The 21,425-nt window shown below is 67.3% G+C and carries 17 protein-coding genes, 1 tRNA gene and 2 riboswitches; of the genes, 11 read left to right on the top strand and 7 right to left on the bottom strand.

The window, feature by feature from the left end; translation table 11 throughout:
* Positions 1–96: 96 nt before the first annotated feature.
* Positions 97–172, bottom strand: a tRNA-Arg gene (locus F7R26_RS19860).
* A gap of 388 nt (positions 173–560) precedes the next feature.
* Here F7R26_RS19860 and F7R26_RS19865 point away from each other — a divergent pair.
* Positions 561–1,418, top strand: coding sequence for a c-type cytochrome (locus F7R26_RS19865; RefSeq protein WP_150993240.1), 858 nt, complete (start codon positions 561–563; stop codon positions 1,416–1,418).
* 64 nt (positions 1,419–1,482) lie between these two features.
* Here the strand turns inward: F7R26_RS19865 and hemN are convergent, their stop codons facing one another.
* The gene (gene hemN, locus F7R26_RS19870) at positions 1,483–2,904 is read right to left on the bottom strand and encodes an oxygen-independent coproporphyrinogen III oxidase (RefSeq protein ID WP_241754551.1); all 1,422 of its coding nucleotides are present in this window, start codon (positions 2,902–2,904) and stop codon (positions 1,483–1,485) included.
* A gap of 405 nt (positions 2,905–3,309) precedes the next feature.
* Here hemN and F7R26_RS19875 point away from each other — a divergent pair, with 405 nt between their 5' ends.
* A complete protein-coding gene (locus F7R26_RS19875; protein WP_193692101.1) occupies positions 3,310–4,452 on the top strand; it encodes an ABC transporter substrate-binding protein in 1,143 nt (380 codons plus the stop codon).
* 37 nt (positions 4,453–4,489) lie between these two features.
* On the opposite strand, the gene F7R26_RS19880 is transcribed toward F7R26_RS19875, so the two are convergent.
* Entirely contained in the window at positions 4,490–5,629 is a 1,140-nt protein-coding gene (locus tag F7R26_RS19880) for an ATP-binding protein (protein ID WP_150987471.1), read from the bottom strand.
* Positions 5,601–6,332, bottom strand: coding sequence for a response regulator (locus tag F7R26_RS19885; protein ID WP_150987473.1), 732 nt, complete (start codon positions 6,330–6,332; stop codon positions 5,601–5,603). Before F7R26_RS19885 ends, F7R26_RS19880 begins: the two co-directional genes overlap by 29 nt.
* A 433-nt stretch (positions 6,333–6,765) precedes the next feature.
* Here F7R26_RS19885 and F7R26_RS19890 point away from each other — a divergent pair, with 433 nt between their 5' ends.
* Positions 6,766–7,398, top strand: a complete 633-nt coding sequence (locus F7R26_RS19890; protein WP_150987475.1) for a hypothetical protein — start codon at positions 6,766–6,768, stop codon at positions 7,396–7,398.
* 348 nt (positions 7,399–7,746) lie between these two features.
* On the opposite strand, the gene F7R26_RS19895 is transcribed toward F7R26_RS19890, so the two are convergent.
* Complete coding sequence (locus F7R26_RS19895; RefSeq protein WP_150987477.1) at positions 7,747–9,843, bottom strand: UvrD-helicase domain-containing protein; 2,097 nt, start codon at positions 9,841–9,843, stop codon at positions 7,747–7,749.
* A 244-nt stretch (positions 9,844–10,087) separates the two neighbouring features.
* Positions 10,088–10,175, top strand: a riboswitch (glycine riboswitch).
* Positions 10,176–10,196: 21 nt separating this feature from the next.
* A riboswitch (glycine riboswitch) is annotated at positions 10,197–10,353 on the top strand.
* Between the two features lie 98 nt (positions 10,354–10,451).
* Here F7R26_RS19895 and gcvT point away from each other — a divergent pair.
* The 8 genes from gcvT (at position 10,452) to F7R26_RS19935 (ending at position 18,941) form a co-directional block, all read left to right on the top strand.
* Positions 10,452–11,591, top strand: coding sequence for a glycine cleavage system aminomethyltransferase GcvT (gcvT, locus tag F7R26_RS19900; RefSeq protein ID WP_150987479.1), 1,140 nt, complete (start codon positions 10,452–10,454; stop codon positions 11,589–11,591).
* Positions 11,592–11,691: 100 nt separating this feature from the next.
* A complete protein-coding gene (gene gcvH, locus F7R26_RS19905; protein ID WP_150987481.1) occupies positions 11,692–12,072 on the top strand; it encodes a glycine cleavage system protein GcvH in 381 nt (126 codons plus the stop codon).
* A gap of 101 nt (positions 12,073–12,173) precedes the next feature.
* Positions 12,174–15,095 (top strand): aminomethyl-transferring glycine dehydrogenase, encoded by a 2,922-nt coding sequence (gcvP, locus tag F7R26_RS19910; protein ID WP_150987483.1) that lies wholly within the window; start codon positions 12,174–12,176, stop codon positions 15,093–15,095.
* Between the two features lie 113 nt (positions 15,096–15,208).
* Positions 15,209–15,751 carry a DUF421 domain-containing protein gene (locus F7R26_RS19915; protein WP_150987485.1) on the top strand — a complete coding sequence of 181 codons (543 nt, stop codon included), beginning with the start codon at positions 15,209–15,211 and terminating at the stop codon, positions 15,749–15,751.
* A 31-nt stretch (positions 15,752–15,782) separates the two neighbouring features.
* A complete protein-coding gene (locus tag F7R26_RS19920) occupies positions 15,783–17,159 on the top strand; it encodes an L-serine ammonia-lyase (protein WP_150987487.1) in 1,377 nt (458 codons plus the stop codon).
* A 95-nt stretch (positions 17,160–17,254) separates the two neighbouring features.
* The gene (locus F7R26_RS19925; protein ID WP_150987489.1) at positions 17,255–17,578 is read left to right on the top strand and encodes an EthD family reductase; all 324 of its coding nucleotides are present in this window, start codon (positions 17,255–17,257) and stop codon (positions 17,576–17,578) included.
* A gap of 54 nt (positions 17,579–17,632) precedes the next feature.
* Complete coding sequence (locus tag F7R26_RS19930) at positions 17,633–18,370, top strand: MBL fold metallo-hydrolase (protein WP_043352461.1); 738 nt, start codon at positions 17,633–17,635, stop codon at positions 18,368–18,370.
* A gap of 91 nt (positions 18,371–18,461) precedes the next feature.
* Entirely contained in the window at positions 18,462–18,941 is a 480-nt protein-coding gene (locus tag F7R26_RS19935; protein ID WP_150987491.1) for an OsmC family protein, read from the top strand.
* On the opposite strand, the gene F7R26_RS19940 is transcribed toward F7R26_RS19935, so the two are convergent.
* Together F7R26_RS19940 and F7R26_RS19945 are read right to left on the bottom strand one after the other, a co-directional pair.
* Positions 18,942–20,057, bottom strand: a complete 1,116-nt coding sequence (locus F7R26_RS19940) for a YbdK family carboxylate-amine ligase (RefSeq protein ID WP_150987493.1) — start codon at positions 20,055–20,057, stop codon at positions 18,942–18,944.
* Positions 20,057–21,271, bottom strand: a complete 1,215-nt coding sequence (locus F7R26_RS19945; protein WP_150987495.1) for a cation:proton antiporter — start codon at positions 21,269–21,271, stop codon at positions 20,057–20,059. Before F7R26_RS19945 ends, F7R26_RS19940 begins: the two co-directional genes overlap by 1 nt.
* Positions 21,272–21,425: the final 154 nt, after the last annotated feature.

Consider the following 21,425-nt stretch of genomic DNA (forward strand, 5'->3'; position numbering starts at 1 on the left):
AAAAAATGCCGGATTCGGGGCAATCGAGCCCAGCTAGCTTCGACCATTTCGCGGTGGAAAGGCAACGAAGAAGAAGTGCCCAGTGACCTATCAGATTGGTGCGCCCGGCTGGGATCGAACCAGCAACCCCTGCCTTCGGAGGGCAGTACTCTATCCATTGAGCTACGGGCGCACAGGGTATGACGGGGTACAACGCGGGCAGCGCGCGAGTGCCGCTGCCGGAAAGGCGCATAGCATACCGTGTTTGTCGAACGACGTCCACGCCGGGCTGAAAAGTGCAGCCAGATGACGTCTCTTGCAAGCCGCTTTTGCCTCCATACGGTAGGTCTTTGGGGCTATAATCGCGAGTTATTTGTGTAAAAAAAGGGCTGCGCAACGTCCACATCAGGTCCGGGGATGATGGTGCCGCGCCCTGCTGGCTGGCCCGTTTCGGGGCAGTTGGCACCGGATAATAGTCCGATGCGCGCAATTGGCCAGGGGGAATTGGCCACCGAGCAAGCGGCCACATAAGCAGCCGATCGCGAGCGGCCACAGGTTTCCTGCAAAATTGAGAGTTGAGTATGAGCGACGTCCATAACGCACAAGACGAACACGAGTCTCCCATCAAGACCCCCAAGCAGCTGATCGCTGTGGTGATTGCCGCCTTCCTGGTGCCAATCATCGTGATCATCCTGCTAGTCAACTTTGTCGGACACGGTGCCAAGGAAGGCGCGGGTTCTACCGCTACCGTGGAAGCTGTCAATGACCGCATCAAGCCGGTCGCCTCGCTCGAACTGAAGGACCCGAACGCACCGCGCGTCTACAAGACGGGCGAGCAGGTCTATAAGGAAGTCTGCGCTGCCTGCCACGCCACCGGTGCTGCCGGCGCGCCCAAGTACAGCAATGCTGGTGACTGGGCTGCGCGTATCGGCCAGGGCTTTGACGGCCTGCTGAACTCCGTGCTGCATGGCAAGGGCGCCATGCAAGCCCGCGCCGGCACCACCGCCGACGACTACTCCGATTACGAACTCGGCCGTGCCGTGGTCTATATGGCCGACGCCGGCGGCGCCAAGTTCCCGGAACCGGCTGCGCCCGCCGCCGCTGCGGCTACGGCTGCTGCCTCGGACGCCGCTGCGCCTGCCGCAGCCGCTGCTCCGGCCGCTCCCGCAGCGGCACCTGCAGCCGCCGCACCGGCTTCCGCCGAAGTGGGCAAGAAGGTCTACGAACAAGTCTGCGCCGCCTGCCACGCGGCCGGTGTTGCCGGTGCGCCGAAGTTCGGCGACAAGGCAGCCTGGGCGCCGCGCCTGAAGGAAGGCATGGACGCCGTGCATGCCTTCGCCCTGAAGGGCAAGGGCGTGATGCCGCCGAAGGGTGGCTACGCCGGCCCCGATGCCGACGTGATGGCCGCAGTGGACTACATGGCCAACGCTTCGAAGTAAGCGCAAGCAGCTCTCAACAAAAAAGCCCGCGGCATGCCGCGGGCTTTTTGCTTTCCGGTGTGACTTAAACCACGCGCGAGTAGCGCGTTGGCATCGGCAAAGGCGTACCCGCATCAGCGCTCCGGATGGCAGCGGGCTCGGTGCGCCGGGCATCCTCGCGCAGGAAGCCGTCGAACACCATGGCCAGGCGGCGCACCAGCAAACGCCCCAGCGGTGTCACCTCGATGCGGCCTGGCTCACAGCGCACCAGTCCGTCTTCGGCCAGCTGCGCCAGCTCCGCCAGCTCGTGCGCGAAGTGCCCGGCAAAATCGATGCGGTGGCGCGCTTCGACTGCCGCCATGTCCAACACGCCATTGCACATCAGCGCGCCGATCACATCGCGCCGCAAGCGATCTTCGTCACGCATGGCGAAGCCGCGCATCACCGGCAGCACGCCGGCGTCGAGGCCACTGTAGTAGTCATCCAGCGTGCGGGCGTTCTGCACGTAACGGCCCGCCACTGCGCCGATTGACGAAACGCCGAAGCCGAGCTGGTCATGGCCGGCGTGGGTGGAATAGCCCTGGAAGTTGCGCTGCAGCCGGCCCTCGCGCTGGGCCACGGCGAGCGCGTCGTCCGGCAGCGCGAAGTGGTCCATGCCAATGTAGACGTAGCCCGCGGCGGTCAGCTGCTCGATCGTGGCGACCAGGATGTCGAGTTTTTCGGCGGCGGCCGGCAGTGCGCGTTCGTCGATGCGCCGCTGCGGCTTGAACACGTGCGGCAAGTGCGCGTAGCTGTACACCGAGAGCCGGTCCGGGCGCATTGCCAGCACTTGTTCCACGGTGGCGGCAAAACGCGCCGTGGTCTGGTGCGGCAGGCCGTAGATCAGGTCCATGCTGACCGAGCGGAAACCCAGCCGGCGCGCGGCGTCGACGACCGCCTGCGTCTCGGCCAGCGATTGCACGCGGTGGATGGCGCGCTGGACCTCGGCGTCGAAATCCTGCACGCCCAGGCTGATGCGGTTAAAGCCAAGTTCCGCCAGCAGCGCCATCTGCGCGTCGCCGATGCGGCGCGGGTCGATCTCGATCGAGTGCTCGCCCTCGGGCAGCAGGCGGAAGTGCTGGTGCAGCGCGTCCATGACGCGGCGCATCTCGGCGGGATCGAGGAAGGTCGGCGTGCCGCCGCCCCAGTGCGACTGCACTACCTCGCGCCGCGTGCCGAGCTGCTGCGCCACCAGCGCCATCTCGCGCGCCAGGTAGTCCACGTAGCGGGCGCTGCGGCGGTGGTCCTTGGTGATGATCTTGTTGCAGCCGCAGTAGTAGCAGATGTTCTCGCAGAAAGGCACGTGCACGTACAGCGAGAGCGGCGCGGCGGCTTTGGCCGTGCTGGCGGCGTGGGTGGCGCTGGCAGCGCAATCGGCCAGCGCCTGCTGGTAGTCCTGCGCGCCGAAGCCGCCGTGGAAGCGGTCCGCCGTCGGGTACGAGGTGTAGCGCGGGCCGTTGATATCCATGCGCCCCGCCAGCGCGCGAAAGTCGGACAAGGCATGCGGGCCCGGCGCGGCTGCGCCGCGTCCCGCCGGCTTGCCGGTGCAGGCGGCGCCGCACTTGCCGGAGCAAGTGCGGGACTGGCCCGAGACGGCAACGCCAATGGGAACGGACATTGCATTGGGAAACGGGGCGGGGGCAGTCGCAGCCATGGGGCGGCCTTTGTCGTGGATTCGATGGCCCATCGTAGGGCGCGCCGCCCGTGCCTGCGTTGACCGGGGTCAAGCCGCGGCCCATGACATGCGGCGCGTTACGGCCGCGACATGCCAATGACATGCCCGGCGTCATGCCAGCGTCACCTGGGCCGGATAGGCTGCGCGGCGCTCTCCCCCAATCATGCAATTGCTCTGTACCTGGCCTCGCGGATTCCCATGCACGCTTCTTCCCTGATCGCCAACCCCGCACGGCCGCCGCGCCGCCGGGTCCTGGCCGCGCTTGGCAGCGCCATGCTGGCGCCCGCCTCCTTGCTGGCGCAGGTGCCGCCGCGCCGCCCGCTGGTGATCGGCCACCTGGTGGACCGGGGCGGCGCCCAGGCCGACCTGGCGCGCGACTACCTGGCGGGGGCCAAAGTGATGTTCGATGCGGCCAACGCCGGCGCGCGCGAGCCGCGCGTGGTGCATGTGGTGCGCGAGGTCGACGCCGATCCGCGCGCGGCCACCGCGCAGGCGCTGTCGCTGGTCGACGGGGAGCGGGCGGAATTGCTGTTCGGCCCCAGCGATGCGCTGCTGCCGGTGTTGGCCGCCTCGCCCGAGCTAGCCCGGCGCGGCGTGCAGATCGTGGCGCCGCTGTCGGGGCTGTCGCTCGCGGCGGATCACGTCTGGTACACGCGGGCCGACTACCGCAGCGAGCTGGATGCGGCCATCCGGCAGTTGCGCAGCTATGGCCTCAAGCAACTGGTGCTGGCCGTGGCGCCGGATTTTGCGGCCGGCAGCCTGGCTAGCGGCACGCCGTGGCGGCGCCAGGCCGAGCAGGAACCGGGACTGCAGGCACTCACGCTGGATACGGGCAAGGGCGGCGACACCGGCGCGGTGGCGCAACGCATCGCCGCCGCGCGCCCGGCCGCGGTGATCGTGGCGGGCGATACGCTGGCTTATGGCAATCTCGGCCGCGCGCTGGCGGCGCGCGGCTGGTACGGCTTCCTGGTGGGCTTGTCGGCGGTCAATTCGCTGGCGGCACGCGAAATTCTTGGCGCCGGCTACGTCGGCGGCATCGTGCTGACGCAGATCGCCCCGGGACCGCAGGACCTGACCCTGCGCGTGGTCAAGGAGCACGTGGGCCGGATGAAGCAGTTCCTGGACGAACCCGCCTCGCCGGCCACGCTGGCCGGCTATATCGGCGCGGCCTGGCTGGTGCGCACGGCGCTGGCCGCGCCGCGCGGGGCCGGCCCGGCGGACCTGCGGCGCGCGCTGCAGGCCCGCGTCGACGTGGGCGATTTCGTGCTGGATTTCACGCGCGGCTCGCGCGGCTCGCAGTATGTGCAGCTTGCGGCGATGGGTGGCGGCACCGCGCGGTGAGCGGTAACGGTAGCGTTGGCACCGGGCCGCCCGGGGCTCAGGCGCGCGGCAGCACGATGCGCACCCGCAGGCCGCCTTCCGCCCGGTTGGCCAGGCTGAGCTCGCCGCCGTGGCGCGAGACGATATCCGCGGCGATCGACAGGCCCATGCCGACCCCGCCGGTGGCACGGTTGCGCGAGGATTCGAGCCGGTAGAACGGCTCCAGCACGCGCGCCATTTCCTCCGGCGGAATGCCGGGGCCGTTGTCGCACACATCGATCACCACCCGCTCGGGGCTGTCCACCAGTTCAATGCACGCGCTGCCGCCGTAGCGGTGCGCGTTCTCGACCAGGTTGACCACGGCCCGGCGCAGTTCGGCCGGATAGGCCAGCAGCGGCTCGGCGTCGCCAGACAAGGTGACGTCCTGGCCGACTTCCGTGGCATCGTCCACCACGGCTTGCAGCAAGGCATGCACGTCCACCCGCTGGCGCGGCGCGGCAGCGCCGTCGCGCTCGCGCAGGTAATACAGGGTGGCATCGATCAGACCGTTCATCTCCGCCAGGTCCTGGCGCAGGCGATAGCGGACCTGGTTGTCGTCGACGCCTTCGATGCGCAGGCTCATGCGGGTGAGCGGGGTGCGCAGGTCGTGGGACACGGCGGCCAGGAAACGCGATTGCTGTGCCAGCTGGGTGCGGATGCGCTGCTGCATGTGGTTGAAGGCCTTGGCTGCGGCGCGGGCCTCGGCCGGGCCGCTGTCTTCGTCCAGCGGCGGGGCATGCACGTCCTGGGCCAGCCTGCCGGCGCTGCTGGCCAGGCGCTGGACCGGCCTGGCCAGCAATCGTGCGCCCACCCAGGACGCGGCCACAATGGCGGCGAGCTGGAACAGCTGGCCCAGGCGCGGCGGCCCAAGACCGTGGGTGCGGCGCGGGCGGCGTGGCGGCACTGGGGCCCCGGCCCCGCCTTGGCCGTTGTCCGCGCGCGCCTCGGCATCCGGGGGCGGCGGCGGCATCTCGTCGCCGGGGACGAAGGTGAAGCCGGTATGCCCCGGGCGCGGGAACACGCTCTCGATGACCGTGACGCCGAGCAGATGCACGGCCAGCATGATCGCGGCCATCACCAGGAACAGCCGGATGAACATGGAGTCGTGGCGGGCTACCCAGCCCGCGCGCTCAGGCTTCGACGGCACCGGTGAAGACATAGCCCTCGCCTCGGACGGTACGGATCAGCGTCGGGTCGCGCGGATCGTCGCGCAGCTTCTGGCGCAGGCGCGAGACCAGCAGGTCGATGCTGCGATCGAAGACATCGAGATCGCGGCCGCGCGCCTGGTTGATCAGCAGCTCGCGATCCAGCACGCGGTTCGGGTGCTCGATAAACGCCAGCAGCAGCCGGAATTCCGCATTGGACAACGGCACCACGGTTTCCTCGCCATCCACCAGCTGGCGCAGCGTGGTGTTCAGGCGCCAGTTGCCGAAGCGCAGTTCATGGCCGCCCGCCGCCGCCGGGCGTTTCGCGCCGCCGCCCCGGACACGGCGCAGCACGGTGTGGATGCGCGCCACCAGCTCGCGCATCTCGAAGGGCTTGGTGACATAGTCGTCGGCGCCCACCTCCAGCCCGACCACGCGGTCGGCCAGTTCAGTGCGCGCGGTGAGCATGATTACCGGCAGGTCGCTGCGCTCGCGGATCTCGCGGCACAGCGTCAGGCCGTTTTCGCCGCGCAAAGAGAGGTCGAGCACCACCAGGTCGTACTCGCGCGTGGCCATGGCGGCGCGCATGGCGGCGCCGCCCTCGGCGCCGTCGGCTTCGATGCCAAAGGTGGATAGGTACTCGGCCAGCATGGCGCGGATCTGCGGATCGTCGTCGACGATCAGCAAATGAAGGGGCGAGGCGGGAGAATGGTCCATCGGGTTTCGTCGTGCTTTGCAGCGGTTCGCCGCGTCGTGCGCGGCAGGTTGGTGCGCCGGCAGGCCGTTATTGCAGCGGATTGGTGGGGCGGATCAGGGCGGCCCCGGCAAGCCGCCGCCGCCAGGGATTCACTCTACCAGCCCGGCGCGGCCGCCTGATAGGCAGGGTGTGGCCGCTTTGTACCGGGCTTGATACAAAGCGGCTCGCCGGGCGGCCCGCTTTGTACGGCATTGCTTCCGCACGCTGACCAAGCGCTCAAGCAATAGTGGGCCGGCCTTTCTAAGATGTCATGTCGTTATTTCGCCGCTTTTGTGCCTGCCAGTTCCTGACCGGCGGGCCACGGCAGCCCGGCGCCCCCGCTATGCTCGAAGCCATCGGCATCACGTTAGCAAGCCCGGGCCTCTCCCCGCATGACCTCCATGGAGAATCCTTGTGACCCAGCCCCAAGCCTTGCTGCCCCGCCTCCGCGCCTTGCTGTCCCTTGCCGTGCTGTGCGGCGCCTGCGCCTTGACGCTGCCGGCGCACGCGCTGCAGACCAGCCCGCTGGCGGATGCCGGCCCCGGCCGGCCGGCGGCGCCCACGTCGCTGCGCGACGCGCTGGCGCTTACGCCTGCCCAGGCCACCCTCTGGCAAACCGCCGTGGACGCGGCGCGGGAAGCGCATGCGCACGCGCTGGAACTGCAGGCGCGCTTTATCCGCGAGGGCGGCGGCCCTGGTCAGCCGGAGGGTCCCGGGTCGTCGCTGCGCGCCCACGCGGAGCGGGAAGACCGCCTGCGCGATGCGCTCGATAAGGATCGCCGCGCCGTGCGCGATCGCTGGATCACATTTGAAGAAAGCCTGGATGCTGGCCAGCGCAAGCGCCTGCGCGACATGCCGGAGGGCCGATTGGCGGGTTCGCCGTGGGGTGCATTCGGCCCCGGCCCCCACCCCTTCCCCGGCGGCATGGCAGGCCCGATGCCCGGCCGCGGACCAGCGCCCATGCCATGCGCCTTCGGCGCGAACGGCCCATTCGGCGTACCCGGCGCTGCGGGGCCTCACCAACAAGGAACGCCAGATGCCTGGTAAGCCCCTCGACCACGCGAGCTCGATAACTGCTAACGGCGGCCGCTGCCGCTTCCGCGGCGGTGTACTGGGCATCGCGCGCGCCTGACGGCCACGGGATCTGGCGGATTCCCTAAAAAAAACGCCCCCGGACCCAAGTGCGGAGGCGCAGAACAGGGAAGAAGTCGGGCGTGCTGCCCGGCCACGCCAATCCGAAGGGACGGAACAGCGCGGCGCCTGGTCCAAACCTCGGGCCAGGCACCGGCGATGTTAGTCAGACATCGGGCGGGGGTCATGTCCCGCTTGTAGGCTAATGTATCGACTTTGTACGATTGGCACCGGGATGGGGCACGCAACACCCGCCGGGGCCGGTCATGCCGAGGTCTTGCCTGGCGTTCCCAGCAAGGCCTTGAGGCCGGCCAGGCGGTCCTTGGGGCTCATGGTGGGCGTTTCGTCCTTGATCGCGGGGGCCTCTTCGAGCTTCATCTCGCCGATAAAGCGCGAGGGCTCGCAAGAGTAGGTGTCGCGGGCGCGCTTGCGCTTCTTGCACCAGCTCAGGTGCAGGCTGCGCTGCGCGCGTGTGATGCCGACATACATCAGGCGGCGCTCTTCCTCGATCTTCTCGTCGCTCATGTCTTCGTCTTCGCGGCAGTGGGGCAGGATGCCCTCTTCCACCCCGACCAGGAACACGTGCGGGTACTCCAGCCCCTTGGAGGCGTGCAGCGTCGACAGGCGCACCGCGTCGGGATCCTCCTCGCGGCCTTCGAGCATGCTCATCAGCGCCACCGTCTGGGTCAGCTCCAGCAGGTTCTTGCCCTCGTCGCCAAAGCCATCGGCAGTGTCGAAGCCGGTGGCCTCCTCGCCCTCGCCCGTGGCCTCGGGCTTGGTGCCCTTGCGCTTGAGCCAGTCGAGGAATTCCAGCGTGTTGGTCCAGCGCGACTGGGCCTGGCGCTCGTCGAAGGTGTCGTACAGGTAGGCCTCGTAATGAATGCCTTCCATCATGTCGTCGAGCACCTGGGTGGCGGGATCGCTGGCCGCGCGCCCGGCCAGGCGCACCATGGCTTCGCAAAACACCCGCAGCGGCTCCAGCTGGCGCGGCTGGAGCTTGCCTTCGATGCCGCCCATCATGGCCGCCTCGAACAACGACACCTTGGCCTGGCCGGCGAAGGTGCCAAGCACTTCCAGCGTGGTGTTGCCCACGCCGCGCTTGGGCGTGGTGATGGCGCGGATGAAGGCGGGATCGTCGTCCGGGTTGGCGATCAGGCGCAGGTAGGCGCAGATGTCCTTGATCTCGGCCTTGTCAAAGAAGCTCTGCCCGCCCGAGAGCACATAGGGAATGCGCTCGCGGCGCAGGATCTGCTCGAACAGCCGCGCCTGGTGGTTGCCGCGGTACAGGATGGCGTAGTCGCGGAACTGCGCGCGCCGCTCGAACTTGTGGGCCGACAGGCGGAACACGACCGACTCCGCCTCGTGCTCCTCATCGTTCATCGGGTTGACGGCAATGGGGTCGCCCATGCCGTGCTCGCTCCACAGCTTCTTGTCGAACAGCTTGGGATTGTTGGAGATGACCGCGTTGGCCGCCTCCAGGATGCGCACGGTGGAGCGGTAGTTCTGCTCCAGCTTGACCACCTTGAGGTCAGGGAAATCGGTCTGCAGCAGCTTGAGGTTGTCCAGCGTGGCGCCGCGCCAGCCATAGATGGCCTGGTCGTCGTCACCCACCGCGGTGAAAGCCGGCGCGCGCAGGTGCGAGCCACCGGCGAGCTGCTTGAGCAACTGGTACTGGCAGGCGTTGGTGTCCTGGTACTCGTCCACCAGGAAGTAGCGCAGCCGGTTCTGCCAGCGCAGGCGCACCTCTTCGTTGCGCGCGAACAGCTCCGCCGGCAGGCGGATCAGGTCGTCGAAGTCCACTGCCTGGTAGGCATGCAGCGTCGCCACGTAGTTGCGGTAGATCAGCGCCGCCTGGTGATCGTCGGGGTTGTCGGCCTGGGCGATGGCGGTCTCGGGATCGACCATGCCGTTCTTCCACAGCGAGATGGTGCTCTGCACGCTGCGGATCAGCTTCTTGTCAGTGGAGGCGAGTTGCTCCTGCACCATGCCAAAGCAATCGTCCGAGTCCATGATGGAAAAGCGCGGCTTCAGGCCCACGTGCTCGGCCTCGGCGCGCAGGATCTGCACGCCCAGCGAGTGGAAGGTGCTCACCGTGATCTGCTTGATGGGAATGCGCTTGCCCTCGCGCGTGGTCTTGCCTTCCATCAGCTTGGCGATCCGCTCCTGCATCTCCTTGGCGGCCTTGTTGGTGAAGGTCACCGCGGCGATGTGCTTGGGCTGGAAGCCCTTGTCCTCGATCAGGTGGGCGATTTTCTGCGTGATCACCCGAGTCTTGCCCGAGCCGGCGCCGGCGAGCACCAGGCAGGGGCCGTCGAGGTAGCGAACGGCTTCGGATTGGGCAGGGTTGAGTCCGTGGGTCATGCGAGGGCTGGTGAGGGCTGGTGGTGGTGCTGGGTGGCGGGATGGCCGGCAAGGCGGGCGCGGGCTTTTGCGCATGGCAAAGGCAGCACATGCACGGGCGCGGCCAAGGCCACGGGTGAAGCCTGTGGCACAGCAAAAGCCATCGGAGCCGCAGATGTTAACACGCCGGCCAGCCGGCCCGCGGCTGCCCCCGGGCTGGCGCGCGAGCGCGTTGACAAGCCCCCGAGGCTGGCTGTAGAGTCGCGCCATCCGACCGGGAGAGCGCGCAGATCTTGCGCCGCCGAAGGGGTATCACCCGAAAACTCTCAGGCACCATGGACTGGTTGGATCGGCTTGCAACATGCACACGATGCACGCCGTACTCTGGAGAGCGGCACCCGCCACTGATCGATTCCGTCGACAGCCTTGGTGAGCGTGCCCACCGAAGGGGCGCGCAAGGTTTGGATTTCCGGCAGTTCAATTGGAATCCCGCCTTGTAATCTCTCAGGTATCGAGGACAGAGGGGTCATCCGCCGCAGCGGATCTGGCAGCGCCATGGCGCGCCGAATCCTGCGGCGGATGGCCCTTTTTCGTTTTCGAACCGAGATTTGCCTTCCCCCGAGGATTCCATGACGCTCCAGGCCACGCCCCTCAACGCCATCCACCGCGCACTCGGCGCCCGCATGGTCGACTTTGGCGGCTGGGACATGCCGGTCAACTACGGCTCCCAGATCGAGGAACACCATGCCGTGCGCAGCGATGCCGGCATGTTCGACGTCTCGCACATGTGCGTGGTCGACCTCAAGGGCGCCAATGTGCGCCCCTTCCTGCGCGGCCTTCTGGCCAACAACGTCGACAAGCTGCAAACGCCGGGCAAGGCGCTGTACTCCTGCATGCTGGATGAGAAGGGTGGCGTCATCGACGACCTGATCGTCTATTTCTTCGCCGAGGACTACTTCCGCCTGGTGGTGAACGCCGGCACCGCCAACAACGATATCGAATGGATCGCCGCGCGCAACGCCGCCACCAATAGCGGCGTGCGCATCACGCCGCGCCGCCACGACAATGCGCCCGACGGCGTGGACCCGCTGGCCATCGTTGCGGTGCAGGGCCCGAATGCCCGCGCCAAGGTGTGGAGCGCCTTCCCCTCGACGCAACCCAGCGAAGCCCTGAAGCCGTTCAACGCCGTCGTGGTGCAGGACCCCGCCCTTGGCGAAGTCATGGTGGCACGCACCGGCTACACCGGCGAAGACGGGTTCGAGCTGGTGGTGCCAGCCGAGAACGTGGCCGGCCTGTGGGAAAAGCTGATCGCCGAGGGCGTGCGCCCGGCGGGCCTGGGCGCGCGCGACACGCTGCGCCTGGAGGCCGGCATGAACCTGTACGGCCAGGACATGGATATCCACACCTCGCCGCTCAACGCCGGCCTGGGCTGGACCGTGGACCTGCAAAGCGAACGCGACTTCACCGGCAAGGCGGCCCTGGTCGCCGGCGGCAAGACCCAGCAGTTCGTCGGGCTGATCCTGCGCCCGGCCAACGGAAAAGCGGGCGGCGTGCTGCGCGCCCACCAGAAGGTCATCACCCCTGCTGGCGAAGGCGAAATCACCAGCGGCACCTTCAGCCCCTCGCTGTCCCAATCCATCGCTTTTGCCCGCCTGCCGCTCGACGTTGCGCTCGGCGCCGAGGTGCAGGTCGAGATCCGCGACCGCAAACTCGCCGCGACTGTGGTTAAACTGCCGTTTGTGCGCAATGGCAAGGCACTCGTGAGCTGAACGCTCGCACCGGTCACAGCGCGCCCGCCGGCGGTTACCCCGTCGAACATCGACACCCCCCGGCGGGCGCTGAATAACAAATTGAATCTGGAGCAATCCCATGAATTTCCCCGCCGACCTGAAATACACCGAGTCCCATGAGTGGGTGCGCGTCGAAGCCGACGGCACGCTGACCATCGGCATCACCGACCACGCGCAGGACGCGCTGGGCGACATCGTCTTCCTGGAACTGCCGGAAGTGGGCAAGTCGGTCGGCGCCGGCGACGCGCTGGCCGTGGTGGAGTCGGTCAAGGCCGCATCCGACATCTACGCTCCGGTGGCAGGCGAAGTGATCGCCATCAACGACGCCGCCGCCGCCTCGCCGGAAAGCGTCAATGCCGACGCCTTCGACGCCTGGCTGTTCAAGCTCAAGCCGGCCAACAGCGACGACGTGAACGGCCTGATGTCGGCCGACGCCTATAAGGCCAACGTCGGCGCCTGATGCCAGATCGTCATTCCCGCGCCACGGGAATGACGGATAAAGACTGCCGCGACGCGGACCGGGCCGACCACCCGCCGCACCGCTTCCACGAGATTCTTGCCATGAACGCCCCCCTGCCCATGACTGCCGCCCAAGTTGCCCGGCCCACGCTGGCCGAACTGGAGGCGCGCGACGCCTTCGCCTCCCGCCATATCGGCCCCGATGCCGCCGAGCAACAGCACATGCTCAAGGTGCTCGGCTATGACAACCGCGCCGCGCTGATCGACGCCGTCATCCCCGCTGCCATCCGCCGCCGCGACGGCATGCCGCTGGGCGAGTTCACCGCGCCGCTGACCGAGGAAGCCGCGCTGGCCAAGCTGCGTGGGCTGGCCAGCAAGAACCGCGTGCTCAAGAGCTTTATCGGCCAGGGCTACTACAACACGCTGACACCGGGCGTGGTGCTGCGCAATATCTTCGAGAACCCGGCCTGGTACACCGCCTACACGCCCTACCAGCCCGAGATCTCCCAGGGCCGCCTGGAAGCCATGCTGAACTTCCAGCAGATGGTGACCGACCTGACCGGCCTGGACATCGCCAATGCGTCGATGCTGGATGAAGGCACGGCGGCGGCCGAAGCCATGACGCTGCTGCAGCGCGTCAACAAGCACGCCTCCACCACCTTCTATGTCGCGGACGACGTGCTGCCGCAAACGCTGGAAGTGGTACGCACCCGCGCGCTGCCGCTGGGCATCGAAGTCAAGGTTGGCCCCGCCGCCGAAGCGGCCGGCGCCCATGCCTTCGGCGTGCTGCTGCAGTACCCCGGCGTGAACGGCGATGTGGCCGACTACCGCGCCATCGCCGACGCGGTGCACGCTGCCGGCGGCCTGGTGGTGGCTGCCGCCGACCTGCTGGCGCTGACCCTGATCGCCGCGCCCGGAGAGTGGGGCGCCGACGTGGCGGTGGGCAACTCGCAACGCTTTGGCGTGCCGCTCGGCTTTGGCGGCCCGCACGCCGGCTACATGGCGGTCAAGGATGCCTTCAAGCGCTCCATGCCCGGCCGCCTGGTGGGCGTGACCATCGACGCGCAAGGCAACAAGGCGTATCGCCTCGCCCTGCAAACGCGTGAGCAGCATATCCGCCGCGAGAAAGCGACGTCGAACATCTGCACGGCACAGGTGCTGCTGGCCGTGATGGCCTCTATGTACGCCGTGTACCACGGCCCGCAAGGCCTCAAGCGCATCGCCCAGCGCGTGCACCGCCTGACGGCCACGCTGGCCGGCGGCCTGGAACAACTGGGCTACGCGCGCACCAACGCCACCTTCTTCGATACGCTGACGCTGGAAACCGGCTTCAACACCGAAGCCCTGCACGCTTCGGCCACCGCGCGGGGCATCAACCTGCGCCACGCCGGTGCCACCCGCATCGGCATCTCGCTGGACGAGACCGCCTCGCGCGAGGACGTCGTCGCCCTGCTGGAAATCTTCGCCCACGGCAAGCCGGTGCCCAGCTTCGATGCACTCGAAGCCGCCGCGCAAGACGCGTTCCCGGCCGGCCTGGCGCGCCAGAGCGCCTACCTGACGCACCCGGTGTTCAACACGCACCACGCCGAGCACGAAATGCTGCGCTACCTGCGCATGCTGGCCGACAAGGACCTGGCGCTGGACCGCACCATGATCCCGCTGGGCTCGTGCACCATGAAGCTCAACGCCACCAGCGAAATGATCCCGGTGACGTGGCCCGAATTCAGCAAGATCCACCCGTTCGCGCCGCTGGACCAGACGGTCGGCTACCGCGAGATGATCGACCAGCTCGAAGCCATGCTGTGCGCCGCCACCGGCTACGCCGCGGTCAGCCTGCAGCCCAATGCCGGCTCGCAAGGCGAGTACGCCGGCCTGCTGATCATCCATGCGTACCACGCCAGCCGTGGCGAAAGCCACCGCGACATCTGCCTGATCCCGTCCTCCGCGCACGGCACCAACCCGGCGTCGGCACAGATGGCTGGCATGAAGGTGGTGGTGGTGGCCTGTGACGAGAACGGCAACGTCGACCTGGAAGACCTGGCGAAGAAGGCCGAGCAGCACAGCAAGAACCTCGCCGCGATCATGATCACCTACCCGTCCACGCACGGCGTATTCGAGCAGGGCGTGCAGCAGATCTGCGACATCGTGCACAAGCACGGTGGCCAGGTCTACGTGGACGGAGCCAACATGAACGCCATGGTCGGCACCGCCGCGCCGGGCCAGTTCGGTGGCGACGTGTCCCACCTGAACCTGCACAAGACCTTCTGCATCCCCCACGGCGGTGGCGGCCCGGGCGTTGGCCCGGTGGCGGTCGGCGCGCATCTGGCAGACTTCCTGCCCAACCAGGACAGCGTGGGCTATCGCCGCGACGACCAGGGCATCGGCGGCGTGTCCGCCGCGCCGTTCGGCTCGGCCAGCATCCTGCCGATCTCGTGGATGTACATCGCCATGATGGGCTCGGCCGGCCTGACCGCCGCCACCGAGAACGCCATCCTGGCCGCCAACTATGTGGCGCGCCGCCTGTCGCCGCACTTCCCCGTGCTCTACACCGGCCAGCACGGCCTGGTGGCGCACGAGTGCATCCTGGACGTACGCGCGCTGCAGAAGACCACCGGCATCTCCAACGAGGACGTGGCCAAGCGCCTGATGGACTACGGCTTCCACGCCCCCACCATGAGCTTCCCGGTGCCGGGCACGCTGATGATCGAGCCGACCGAGAGCGAGGCCCTGCATGAGCTGGACCGCTTTATCGACGCGATGATCGCCATCCGCGCCGAGATCGCCCGCGTGGAAGACGGCACCTTCGACCGCGAGGACAACCCGCTGAAGAATGCACCGCACACCGCCGCGGTGATCACCGCCGACGTGTGGGAACACAAGTACACGCGCCAGGAAGCCGCCTACCCGGTGGCCGCGCTGCGCACGCAGAAGTACTGGCCGCCCGTTGGCCGTGCGGACAACGTGTACGGCGACCGCAACCTGTTCTGCGCCTGCGTGCCGATGAGCGAGTACGCGCAAGAGTAAGCTGGCATGAGGCCGGGGCGGCTGCGCGTTGCGGCGGCCCCGGCGCATCGCCCTCGCGCTATGCTCTGTGTGGATGCGCGGCCACCCGGCCGTGCCCGGAACACGGAGCACGCATGTGGAATCTCAGCGCCCCATGGTGGGAATTCGTCCTGCGCGGACTGATCGTCTACGGCAGCCTGCTGGTGCTGCTGCGACTGTCTGGCAAGCGCCAGATCGGGCAGCTTACCTCGCTCGACCTGGTACTGCTGCTGGTACTGTCCAACGCCGTGCAGAACTCCATGAACGCCGGGGACAACTCGGTCACGGCCGGGTTGATTCTGGCGGTGACGCTGGTCGGCGCCAACCTTGTACTGGCGTGGCTGAGCTGGCGCAGCCGGCGCTTCGAGAACGTCGTCGAGGGGCGCCCGCAGGTATTGATCCACGACGGCATGGTCTTCGGTGACGTGATGAAGCGCGCTTTCGTGACCCGCGACGACCTGCGCAAGGCACTGCGCCATGCAGGGTGCGAGCGTGTCGCCGATGTGCATTTCGCGATCCTCGAGAACGACGGCACCATCAGCGTGCTGGTCAAGAAAGACGCGCCACCCACGCCGCCCAATGCGGCGGGTTCGCTGTGGCGCGCCCCCATCAATCAGGACACGGACGCGCCGGTCTGATCCCGGCGCGAGCCAACCCCAGGAGCCTACCGTGGCTGTCAGCGTCTTCGATCTGTTCAAGGTGGGCATCGGCCCATCAAGCTCGCACACCGTTGGTCCGATGCGCGCCGCGCTGATGTTCGTCCAGGGCCTGGCGCGCGATGGCCTGTTGCCGCAGGTGGCCAGCGTGCGCGTGGAACTGTACGGCTCGCTTGGCGCCACCGGCCGCGGCCACGGAACCGACAAGGGCGTGATCCTCGGCTTGCTGGGCGAAGCGCCCGACACCATCGACCCCGACACCATCGACTTGCGGCTGGCCGCGCTGCGCGCCAGCCGCACGCTCTCGCTGCTGGGCACCCATCCCGTGCCCTTCGTGGAGAAGGAGCACATCGTCTTCTACCGCCGCGAGGCCATGGCCGAGCATCCCAACGGCATGAAGTTCCACGCCTTCAATGCTGGCGGCGAGCGCATCCGCGAGGGGCGCTACCTGTCGGTGGGCGGCGGCTTCATCATCACGGCCGGCGCAGCCAATACGCATATCCTGGAGGCTGACCAGCAGTTGCCGCATCCGTTTCGCAGCGGGCGCGCGATGCTGGAGATGGCAGCCGCCAGCAAGAAGAGCATTGCGCGGCTGATGATGGAAAACGAATGCGTGTGGCGCAGCGAGGCCGAGGTCAACGCCGGCCTGCTGCAGATCTGGGCCGTGATGCAAGCCTGCGTGGCGCGCGGCTGCCGCACCGACGGCGAGCTGCCCGGGCCGTTCAAGGTCAAGCGCCGCGCCCACGACCTGTTCCGCAACCTCACCGAGCACGCCGAGCGCGCGTTGGCCGATCCGCTTTCGGTGATCGACTGGGTCAACCTGTATGCGATCGCCGTCAATGAGGAAAACGCCGCCGGCGGCCGCGTGGTCACCGCACCCACCAACGGCGCCGCCGGCATCATCCCGGCCGTGCTGCATTACTACGACCGCTTCGTGCCCGGCGCCAACCCGCAGGGCGTGATCGACTTCCTGCTGACTGCCGGCGCCATCGGCATGCTCTACAAGCTCAACGCCTCGATATCCGGCGCCGAGGTCGGCTGCCAGGGCGAGGTCGGCGTGGCCTGCTCGATGGCCGCCGGCGCGCTGGCCGCCGTGATGGGCGGCACACCGGAGCAGGTGGAAAACGCGGCCGAGATCGGCATGGAGCACAACCTCGGGCTGACCTGCGACCCGGTCGGCGGGCTGGTGCAGATTCCTTGCATCGAGCGCAACGCCATGGCCTCGGTGAAGGCCGTGAACGCGGCGCGCATGGCGTTGCGCGGCGACGGCATGCACTATGTGTCGCTCGACTCCGTGATCAAGACCATGCGCGAGACCGGCGCCGACATGAAGACCAAGTACAAGGAAACGGCGCGTGGCGGCTTGGCGGTGAACATAGTGGAGTGCTGAGGCCGGCCCGCCAGCGCAAGCGAATGCGCGCTTTCTGCTACGCTTGCCGGGCATTCACCCCAATCCAATCCAATCCGATCCAACTGGAGTCCGGCATGATCAAGATCAGCTTTCTCTATCCGCACAGCAAGGGCGGCAAGTTCGACATGGATTACTACCTGCAGCGCCACATGCCCCGCGCCATCGCGCTGTTTGGCGCGCACCCGGGCTATCGCGGCGTGGCGGTGGAACGCGGTCTGGGCGCGGGCGCGCCGGGTTCCGATCCGGCCTTCACGGTGATGTGCCATTTCCTGTTCGAGTCCGTGCCTGACTTCGTGGCTGCCGCCAAGGCAGCCGGCAACGAGCTGCAGCTCGACATCCCCAATTACACCGATGCGGTTCCCGTGATGCAGATCAGCGAAGTGCTGACGATCGGCTGATTGCGCACGCTGGCGGCGCTATCATGTAGCGTTTCCCCACTAGCGGGCATGGCCATGCAGACCTTCCATCAGCTGTTTGACGAAACCTCGTCCACCTACACCTACTTGCTGATCGATGCCGCCACGCGCCAGGCGCTGCTGATCGATCCGGTGGACCACCAGCTGGAACGCGACATGGCGCTGCTGCAGGCCTGTGGCGCCACGCTGGCGTGGGTGGTCGAAACCCATGCCCATGCGGACCACATCACCTCGGCCGGCCATGTTGCACTGCAAACCGGTGCACGTACCGCAGCCCCCTCGGGCTGCGACATCCAACCCGCGCAAAAGCAGCTGATCGACGCAGACACGCTGCAGTTTGGCACGCAGACGCTGCGCGCCATCCATACGCCGGGGCACACCGCCGGCAGCATGAGCTACCTGTGGGAAGAGCCCACGCCCGCCGGCCCGGTGCGCCGCGTCTTCACCGGCGACGCGCTGCTGATCGACGGTTGCGGCCGCACCGACTTCCAGTCCGGCGACGCCGGCACGCTGTACGACAGCCTCACGCAGAAACTCTTCGCCCTGCCTGACGACACCGTGGTCTACCCCGCGCACGACTACAAGGGCCGCACCGCATCCACCATCGGCTTCGAGCGCGCCAACAACAGCCGCGTGGCCGGGCGCACGCGTACCCAGTTCATCGAGATGATGGGGCAACTGAACCTGCCCAAGCCGAAGCTGATCGATGTGGCGGTCCCCGCCAACCAGCGGCTCGGGCTGCGGGATGGCGAAAGCGTGCCGCACGGGGCGTGACGCACGCGTGCGAGAAGCGACAGGCAATCGGTATCTGGTCTTCGGTAACCGGTATCCGGCCTTGGCAGGCAATTGAATGGAGAGAGAAGACATGGCCCAGTACACCGCAGAGATCCTCTGGCAACGTGGCGAGCAGGATTTCCTCGGCAATCGCTATAGCCGCAAGCACCTGCTGCGCTTCGACGGCGGCGTGGAAGTACCCGGATCCTCATCGCCCCATGTCGTGCCCCTGCCCATGTCGGACGCCGCCGCCGTGGATCCCGAAGAAGCCTTCGTTGCCTCGCTCTCCAGTTGCCACATGCTGTGGTTCCTTTCCATCGCCGCCAAGCACAGGTTCTGCGTGGACCGCTACTTCGATGCCGCGGTCGGCACCATGGCGAAGAACGCGGAAGGCCGGATGGCCATGACGGTGGTCACGCTCAGGCCGGAGGTCACCTTCAGCGGCGAGCGCCAGCCGACCCGGGAGGAACTGGCACACCTGCATCACACGGCGCACGAAGCCTGCTTCATTGCCAACTCGGTGAAGTCGGAGCTGCGCTGCGAGCCGGTGTACGTGGGCGCGCAGGCGTAGTCAGCCAGCCCAGCTGTCGCAGGTCTGGCGTACCGTTTCGCGCAGGCTGCGCGTGGTGCTTTCGATCTGGCGCACGCGCTCCGCGTCACCGTTCCGGCTTTGCGCCAGCGCGCGGATGTTGGCCAGCGCATCGAGCGAGCCCAGCGCTTCGGCATGCGGCACCAGCGCGTCGCAGATCGAGATGATGTGGTCGGCGATGGGCATCCGGGTTAGCTCATTGGGGTGCACGTACTCGCCTTCCAGCCCGAAACGGCAAGCCTGGAAGCGGTTGAAGGTGTAGACCAGGTAGTCGTCTTCCTGCGGCATGAAGGGGCGCGACAGCAGCAGGTAGCGCGCGAGCGCCTGGATGTAAGCGGCGATATCGCAGGCGCGCCCGACGGTCAGCGGCGTGTCCATCACGCGGACTTCGATGGTGCCGAACTCCGGCTTGGGACGGATATCCCAGTAGAAGTCCTTCATGCTCTCGATCACGCCCGTGTTGCGCATCTTGTTGAAGTACGCGGTGAAGGCGTCCCAGGTGAGCAGGTACGGCGCGCGCCCGCTCATGGGGAAGGCGGCAACGGAATTCAGGCGTGCCGAGGCGAAGCCGGTGTCCACCCCTTGCACATAGGGAGAGGAGGCGGCCAGCGCGATGAAATGTGGCACGTAGCGGCCGATAGCGTGCAGCAGGAACAGCGATTCGTCGGCGCTTGGGCAGCCGATGTGCACGTGCTGGCCGAACACCGTGAACTGCTTGGCCAAATAGCCATAGAGCTCGGAAATATACTGGTAGCGCGGCGAATCCGAGATGGTGCGGTCGGCCCATTGCTGGAACGGGTGCGTGCCGCCGCCGCAGATGCCGAGGTTGAGCGAGCGCGAGGCGTCGACCATCAGGTCGCGCATGGTGCCCAGCTCGTCCAGCGCCTGTGCATAACTTTTGCAGATGCCGGTACTGATCTCGATCATCGAAGGGCTGATCTCGGGCTTGATGTCGCCGGCGTGCTGCGCGCCTTTCAGCGCACGCAGCAAATCCGGCGCGAACGGCGCGAGGTCGTAGTCATGCCGGTTGACGAGCTGCAGTTCCAGTTCCACGCCAAACGTCAGCGCCTCGGAATGCTTGAACGGTTCGAGTGACATCAGCGCCCTCCTCCATTGCGTCTGACCTCGCCCGCATAGCGAAGTGCCCAGCCCGCCAGCGTAGGCCCAAGCAACTGCTCCATCGCCAGCGTGCACAGGATGATGGCTGCCAGCGGCTCACCCGTGGCGGGATACAGCAGCGCGATATCGCTCATCAGCAAGTACGCGAGCCCCGACATGGGTGCCAGCGCAAGCCCGAGGGCCACGCACTGCTTCATGCTCAGGCCCGAGAACGAACCCAGCGAGACGACACCTGCCAGCTTGGCAATGTGACGCAGCAGTACCAGCACACAGGCGGCGCCACCACCGATGGCCCAGTCGTGCGCCGTCAGCGGCAGGCCAAGCGAGACCACCATCACGATGATCAGCAAGCTGCCCGCGCTGCCGAAGTGCGCCGGCCATACGCGCGGCTGGCTGTCCTGGTGCTTGAACACCACACCGGCCAGCATCAGCGTAAGTGGCATCGACAGCTTGAGCACGCGCGTGAGCGCCAGCGTGAACAGCACCAGCCCCACCAGCACCAGGAAGCTGTAGTGATCGTCCGTTTCCATGCGCGCATAGATCGCGTGGCCCAGCTTGCCAACGCCCCAGGCCAGCAGGCAGGAACCCACCAGCAGATAGAGCGGATGCAGCAGCGCCGCACCCAGGTTGCCGTATTCGGAATGCAGCCAGCCGGTGGCGACCTGGACGATGGCGGCGGCGTAGATGCTGTTCAGCGCGGCCATGGCGAGCAGCCGCTCGGTCACCTGCCCTTCGGCGCGCAGCTCGTTCTTGAGCTGCAGCACGATGGTGGGCGAGGTGCTCACGGCAATGCCGCCGGCCAGGATGGCAACCGCCGGGCTCACGCCGATCCATTGCAGCACGGCGGCGACCAGGCCCCAGGTCAGCAGGCTTTCAAAGGCGCTGGTGAAGAGCAGCCAGCGATTGGCCCGCAGCCAGGTGAGCGAGAGCCGGTGCCCGAGCTCGAACAGGGCGAGCGCCAGCGCCATGTCGATCAGGATGCGGGTCTGCGCGATCATGTCCTCGTCCACGATGCCGCGGCCGAGCATGCCAGCGGCGAGGCCCGTGGCCGCGTAACCGACGATGCGGGGCAGCCGCAGGTACATGCGGCATACCTCGCCCGCCAGGCCGGCGCCCACCAGCGCCAGCCCGACCCAGAAAAGCCCGCCCGGTGCCAGCGGCAGGCTTGGAAACAATTGGCTCAGTCCATTCATGGGCTATATGGTAACGGAGCCACATGACATTCCATGTCGGAGTTTGTCCGACAGAGGCACGGAATTTGCTGTCAACGTGACGCGTTCACACGTAAAAAAACGCCATCTTACAGGGATGGCGTTTTTTATCGTAACCGGGCCGGTGATGCCGCTG

Origin of the sequence: Cupriavidus basilensis, assembly GCF_008801925.2 — a bacterium.
Classification (GTDB): Bacteria; Pseudomonadota; Gammaproteobacteria; order Burkholderiales; family Burkholderiaceae; genus Cupriavidus; species Cupriavidus basilensis.